The sequence below is a fragment of the uncultured Campylobacter sp. genome (assembly GCF_938031315.1).
In the GTDB taxonomy this organism is placed as follows: Bacteria; Campylobacterota; Campylobacteria; order Campylobacterales; family Campylobacteraceae; genus Campylobacter_B.
Genome location: NZ_CALHHT010000495.1, coordinates 1 through 6,312 on the forward strand (window position 1 = coordinate 1; position 6,312 = coordinate 6,312).

The window sequence follows — 6,312 nt, forward strand, 5'->3', positions numbered from 1 at the left end:
GCGTCGTAGTCGTAGCCCGCGTCATCCGTCGCCACGGGGCCAAAAATTCCGTCCTAGTCGCGGCGGGCGCTAAAACTTTAGCCTGCATTTTAGCCTCTTTATCCTGCGCCAGCTCGTAGTACAAGCCCTCCGTAAAGGCGCTTACGAAAAACTTGCTCGCGCAGTAGGTGACGGCGTTTGACACCATGCTGTAGCCGCCGGTGGAGGAGATATTGATGAGCTGAGAGGGCTTATACTTGTAATCGCGCACGAAAAGGTGGCTTAGCAGCGTGAGCGAGATGACGTTGAGCTCCAGCATCTGCGAAATTTTGGATAGATCGCGCTCGCCGACCGCGCCGTAATCTCCAAAGCCCGCGTTGTTTATGAGCGCCTTTAGCTCGTAGCTTTTTAGCTCGTCCCAAAGCGCTAGGACGTTCTCGCTGCGCGCAAGGTCGCAAATTTTAATCACGACGTCTGATTCAGGCGAAATTTTAGCGATCTGGTCCTTTAAGCTTTGCAGAAGCTCTGCTCTGCGCGCGATTAGGATCAAATTTTCTCCGCGCCTTGCAAATGCCTTTGCCGCGGCCGCTCCAATACCAGAACTCGCGCCGGTGATGACGATATATTTTTTCATTTTCTATCCTTTTTAGATTCTTTAGTTTGAAATTTTATCGAAGCTCGCCGCGTATTCACGCGTGCGCTCGTCTTAAATTTACAAATTTGCCGGCATTTTGCGAGGCGGTTTATTCGTCGCTTATAGGCGTGCGCTTGGTATCTATCGCCTTGCCGTCCAGATAATACCGACCGCCGGCGACGTAGTGAAGCGTCTTTAGCTCGTCAGGGATCTTTTCAAACAGCCAGTGTCCGCCGTCAAATATCCGCTCGTCCGCATACGCCGCGACGACCTCGCCGATGAAAAGATCATAGCTCTGCTCGTTATGAGGCTCGGGGATACGCTTGCAAACGAGCCATGCGGCGCAGCCCGCGATCAGCGGTACGCGGGAGTCATCTTTATAAAAAATTTCCACGTTTTTCATCTTGTCCGCATTATCAAAGCGCGAGTTGTTCTCGGCACCCAGCTCGCTAAGCGGCTCCGCCTGCGCTGCCGTTGGGATCTGCACGGCGAAATACCCGCTCTTTTCGATGAGCGTCCTCGTGTACGAGCCGTTGTGCGGCACGATGGTAACTTTGTCGTAGTCAAGCGCCTGCGCCCACGTTATCGCCATCGCATTGACGTCGCCATCGTATTTGGCCGATACGAGCGTGGTCGCGCCGGGGTTTGGGATATGATTTTTGTATATCTACTTTTATGACCTCAATTTTTGCTCCTTTGATTAAATTTTTATAGACGGCAGATACCGCAAATAACCGAATGATTGGTATTAACTTGCCCTTAAATTTAAGCCTTAGGCTCTACTAGATCGGCTAAACCTTGGCGCGCTTGGATTAAATTTCTCCGCGGCGCGCGAAATTTAGCGGGCTTAAAATTTCACCTGCTATTTTCTGCGGATATTATAGTCTTTGCCGCTTTTTAGCAGCGAAATTTTGCCGTCCTTCGAGACATAGTAACCACCCTTAACTTTGCTTAAAATTTCGCTCTGCGGCAAGCTCGCCCAAAAGATTTCTACCCTGCTTTTATCCGCGGAAAATATCCCGTAGATCGCAAGCGTAGCGTTATCCGGATCAGCTAACCTCACGTCCGCGATATCAAAAACCTGCACGCAGCCATTCTTAATCTTTGAAAAGCTCTGCCCCGCGGCGACTAAGCAGCCGTGCTCATCCGTGCCGCCGCCTACCATCGGCCCCTGCACCGCGGGCACCTTGCAGACGCCCTCACTAGCGCCGCAGTCCGCAGCCGCCGCTTCGCCCCTCTTATCCATTGCGCTCGTATCCTTGCCTGGCTTTGTATCATGCGCCGCGCAGCCGCACAAAAGCGCCGCTGTAAAGGCCGCGATTAAAATTTTACCTCTCATCTTTACTCCTTTAAATAAATTTTATCTGCACTCAAAGCTACTCGCGCTATTTTCGTCGCCGCCTACGTAGGTAGCCACTTTTGGATACGCGCAGATAGGGATCTGCTTACCGGCGCAGCTCGTGCTTTTACCTAGCAAGCTAGATGGAGCCGTTCCCTGCTCGCGCCACGCTTCAAGCGCGCTTAGCGGATCGACATCATCGATGCCGTTACCGCCGCCGCAGTGATTCATCCCCGGCAAGGCAAAAAATCGCGCAAACTCATCCGCGTTCACGTTCGTTCCCACTAGCTTTTTAAACCAATCGCGCTGATCCATCGCCGAAAACACGGGATCGGAGACGCCTGTTACGATGATGAGCTTACCGCCGTTAGCGCGGAAGCTATCTAGCTCGGTCGAAATCGCATCGTTTATCGCCGCGGTTTCGAATGTTCGTTCTACGTCCTTATCGAAATCAAAGTTCATCAGATCAAACTCCGGTTGCGGCGGCGTCAAGAAATAATAATTCATCGAGCCCTTCGAGAGTATGATATTTCTAGCATTTGGCTCTGCCGTTTGCGAGTCGCCTAGCTTCCACATGCGCCAGCCGGGCTGATTTACTCCGGCATCGTAAAACCAGCCGCTGTAAATTTGCTCGCCCTTGCTGTTTTTTGCGCCGTCAAATATCGCTTTTATCGCAGAAATTTTATCTTTGGGCAGATCAAGTCCGCTAGAATCGAACTCGCAACTTTCCCAAGCGCCGATGATTCCGTCTTTTAGGCCGTCTAGCGCATCGCATTTATGCAGAACCGCCCTGCTTAGCTTATCCAAATCCTCCTGCGTAAGGGCGTTTGCGAAAATTTTATCCCCCGCGGCGTTTTTAGGAGCGATCTTCATAAGCTGCTGGTTATCCCACTGCTCCGCGATCGCCGCGCGCGAAAGCCTAAAACCCGGATTTGCCGCGATTACGCCGTCAAATTCCAGCGGATACCTCTGCGCCGCCATCAGAGCCGAGCGCCCACCGTTTGAGCAGCCCATAAAGTAGCTGTGCGCGGGCGCTTTTTTATACGCCGCGAAAACCAGCTGCTTTGAGACGCTCGTGACCTTGCCGATAGCCTGATAGGCATAGTCTAACCGCGCCTGTTGCTCAAGTCCAAACTCGGGCGTAGGCGCAGGGTGTCCCGAATCGGTCGTGACGACCGCATAGCCCCTCATAAGCGCGGGCGTTGCGGTGCTAGTACGGATAGGCGCGGCGCCAAGAGCTGGCGCTACAAAGCCGTCCAAACCGCCTCCGCCCTGAAATAGCAGCTTGCCGTTCCAGTCGCCTGGCAAGCGAAGCTCAAATTTTATGCCGTAATGCTTGCCGTCCGAGCCCGTACGCGAGGCTATCTCGCCGTGAATTATGCAGTGCGGCGCGGCTTTTAGCGTATTTTTGGCTCCGCCAGTTAGCGCAGACATCTTATCGGCACCGATTTCGCCGCTTTGATTCCAGATCGCTTCGCTAATCTTTGTATCGTAAATTTTCGTGCCCTTTAGCGCCGCGCAAGCCCGCTTGTCAAAATCGCTCGCAAGCGCCCCCTGTAGGCCCAAAGCGGCCGTAAAGGTTGCAACTAAAATTTTATATTTCATTGCCGCTCCTTTTGAAATTTTATTAATTGTAATTCTAACATAAAAATTTATCGTGAATTTCAAGCGTATTTGAGAAATTATGGAATTCCTAGCGGAGCCATGCGGGATTGCAAATTTTAATTAAAGGGACGAAGCACTTGGGCGATCCGCAGAATCTGGCTCGTCGGTTAAGCGGTTTCGTAGATCGCGACGGAATACTTCGATCGCCCAAAACCAAACCGCGTGCCCAAAAAATCCCGAAACGAACTCATACCACGGAAGCTGAAAAAGCGGCAGCGTGATGCAATGCACCGCGATATTTATGACGATGCCAATGCGGCGCCCTGAAATAGCGTAATTTTAGGTAATTTCTCGACAGCGAAGTGTGCCTAATTTTAAATTTTGCTATTGTTGCGGAGCATTAAATTTCACGCGTGCTCTTAAAGCTTGCACGGTAAAAAATCAGCAGCGCGGCGGCTAACGCAGCAAAGCCGCAAAATAGCCCTTGGTAGCTTAAATATTCAAGCGCCTTGCCACCTACGGCAGTACCGATGCCGCCTCCGAAAAATATCGCCGTGCCTATGATCCCAGAGGATAGACCTTTGGCGGAGCCGCAACGAAGCGCTGCGCTTGCTAGGACCGACTGCGCACAAACATAGCCAAATCCCAACAAAAATGTTCCTACATATGCAGTGGCAGCGAAGCAACTCGCCAAAAGGCACAGCGCCGAAGCGGACGCCAAAAAGCCGAGGGATAGAATTTCTTTTAGCGGCAACTTCTCTTTTAAATATCTAGCAGCGTTTCCTGCCAAAAAGCAAGCGACGCCGTAAAGCATAAGGCAGGCTCCGGCAAAATTTGAGCTCAAGCCCAGCTTTTTAAGTAGATAAGCGCCTATGAATGAATACGCCCCAAGCACGATTACGCCGTTACATAAAGCCAAAAAATAGCTTCTCAAAAGCGCAGCATCGCCGCGCAAGCTGGCTAGGGATTTTACGAAGCTTTCGCCTCCGCTTTTCGGAGCGTCTTTGAAATTTAGCGTAAATAGTGATACGAAAGATACCGCAGACAGCGCAGAAAAGGCTAAAAATATCTCCCTCCAAGAAAATCTAGCCACTGCCCATCCGCCTAAAGCCGCACTCAGCCCCTGCCCTAAAAATACCGAACCCAGAAATATCGCTACGATTTTTTGTCTATCCTTCTCGTCATATGCATCGCCTATAACGCCGAGGCAGACAGCGATTATACCCGCTGCCGCGCATCCCGTGCAAAAGCGAAATAAAACAAGCCACGCTAAACTTTTTGCAGTGGAGCAAAGAAGCGTAAATATCGCCAAAAAGAGCATTAGCAGAATTAAAATTTTACCTCTGCCGTAGCGATCGCTAAGATGTCCGTAAACCGGCTGAAGTAAGCCGTATGGAATCAGATATGCCGTCAAAACTGCGGAGGCGGCGCCCACCTGCACCCCAAACGTATCTGCGATGCTAGGTAGCAGTAGCGATGCGATCCAGTTATCTGCGGCAGAGATTATCCCTGAGGCGATGATTAAGAGTAGTAGTCCTTTTTTGCAGCGCATTTTAAATTCCTAAATTTACGCAATTTTAGCCATTATAACTCTTTTGCTAGAAAATTTGGAATTTTAGTAAGCTCAGCGAATATGAGACGACAGGCATGGATCGCTAAGTTCGCAGCTAGAGGGCACAATGCGGCAGGTATAGCGCAACATCGGCATACAATGCGATGCATCTACCTTGAGCAACGCGAGTAGTGAATGAATGACTAGCTTATATTTATAATCCACTTTTTTCGCGTATAAAGACCTATAAGAAATAACGCAAATTTAACAATGCCACGAAGCAGGGCTATAGCATAAGGCAAATAAGGAAAGCCCTAACTTGCAATGCGAACCCTACAATAAAATTCAAAAATTCTTTAAAATTTTACGCGGATTATGATGCCTAAAAATCAACTAAAATTTTAAGTATGCATATCCCCGTAGCGCACGCTTTTTAGCCGCGCAATCCCGCCGTTTATCACAAGTCGCGACGAACCGTTTGTACGATCTTGTGCCGCTAGGTTAAATTTAATAGCAGCGGAGTTTTGGATTTTAACGAATGCAGGAATTTCAACGAGCGCTTGAAATTTTAGTCTCTAGAGATGATTTTGATTTCGTTCGCGCAAGATCCGTCAAAGTCCGCGCTGAAGGGACCTTGGACCGTAAAATAATGATCTATCGCGCCGCATCCGTGCCCGATCTGCTCACCCCAACCCAGCGCCCTGCGCACGAAGCCCTTGGCATGGGCGACGGCTGCGGGCAGGCTAAGTCCCGCCGCTAGCGCGCACGCGATCGCGCTTGAGAGCGTGCAGCCCGTACCATGGGTGTTTTTCGTAGCTACTTTGAGCGCGGAAAATTCGTAAAATTTACTGTTTTCGTACAAAATATCAACCGCTAAATTTCTCAAATCCCCGCCCTCGCCGCTCGGTTTAAAACCAGCGTCTAGGGAGGCTGTGGATAAATTTTGTTTAAAAGGAGGCTCCGCGCTCGCCGTTAAATTTTTGCTTTCGCTAGTAAAATTTTCATCCGCGAAATTTGCGCGCTCTGTTAAACCCGTAGAATTTTTGAGCGCCCCGTTTTCGCTCGTCTCGCGCCCAAAAGTATTAAAATTTTGCACCGCGTCCGCTTCCATCGCGCCGCAAGCTCTGCTCGCAGCCGTCAGATCGCCTCCTTTAATCAAAATCGCGCCGCCGAAAAACTGCGAAATTTTAACCGCTGCGGCGC

Annotated in this window: 7 protein-coding genes; all 7 read right to left on the minus strand. The window is 50.3% G+C overall.

Annotated elements, in window-relative coordinates; all coding sequences use genetic code 11:
* The coding region (locus Q0236_RS12175; protein ID WP_297918461.1) for an SDR family oxidoreductase at positions 1–613 on the minus strand (613 nt) is incomplete at its 3' end.
* A gap of 109 nt (positions 614–722) precedes the next feature.
* Entirely contained in the window at positions 723–1,205 is a 483-nt protein-coding gene (locus Q0236_RS12180) for a flavin reductase family protein (RefSeq protein WP_297918466.1), read from the minus strand.
* Between the two features lie 270 nt (positions 1,206–1,475).
* Positions 1,476–1,952 (minus strand): hypothetical protein, encoded by a 477-nt coding sequence (locus tag Q0236_RS12185; RefSeq protein ID WP_297918469.1) that lies wholly within the window; start codon positions 1,950–1,952, stop codon positions 1,476–1,478.
* A gap of 21 nt (positions 1,953–1,973) precedes the next feature.
* Positions 1,974–3,557, minus strand: coding sequence for a tannase/feruloyl esterase family alpha/beta hydrolase (locus Q0236_RS12190; RefSeq protein ID WP_297918474.1), 1,584 nt, complete (start codon positions 3,555–3,557; stop codon positions 1,974–1,976).
* Between the two features lie 120 nt (positions 3,558–3,677).
* The gene (locus Q0236_RS12195; RefSeq protein ID WP_297918477.1) at positions 3,678–3,848 is read right to left on the minus strand and encodes a hypothetical protein; all 171 of its coding nucleotides are present in this window, start codon (positions 3,846–3,848) and stop codon (positions 3,678–3,680) included.
* Positions 3,849–3,957: 109 nt separating this feature from the next.
* Positions 3,958–5,109, minus strand: coding sequence for an MFS transporter (locus Q0236_RS12200; protein ID WP_297918480.1), 1,152 nt, complete (start codon positions 5,107–5,109; stop codon positions 3,958–3,960).
* Positions 5,110–5,677: 568 nt separating this feature from the next.
* On the minus strand, positions 5,678–6,312 hold a 635-nt coding region (locus Q0236_RS12205), incomplete at its 5' end, for a bifunctional hydroxymethylpyrimidine kinase/phosphomethylpyrimidine kinase (RefSeq protein WP_297918483.1).

Coding starts and splice junctions, on each gene's coding strand:
- Q0236_RS12180 (WP_297918466.1), bottom strand. CDS start 1,205: ATGGCGATAACGTGGGCGCAGGCGCTTGACTACGACAAAGTTACCATC.
- Q0236_RS12185 (WP_297918469.1), bottom strand. CDS start 1,952: ATGAGAGGTAAAATTTTAATCGCGGCCTTTACAGCGGCGCTTTTGTGC.
- Q0236_RS12190 (WP_297918474.1), bottom strand. CDS start 3,557: ATGAAATATAAAATTTTAGTTGCAACCTTTACGGCCGCTTTGGGCCTA.
- Q0236_RS12200 (WP_297918480.1), bottom strand. CDS start 5,109: ATGCGCTGCAAAAAAGGACTACTACTCTTAATCATCGCCTCAGGGATA.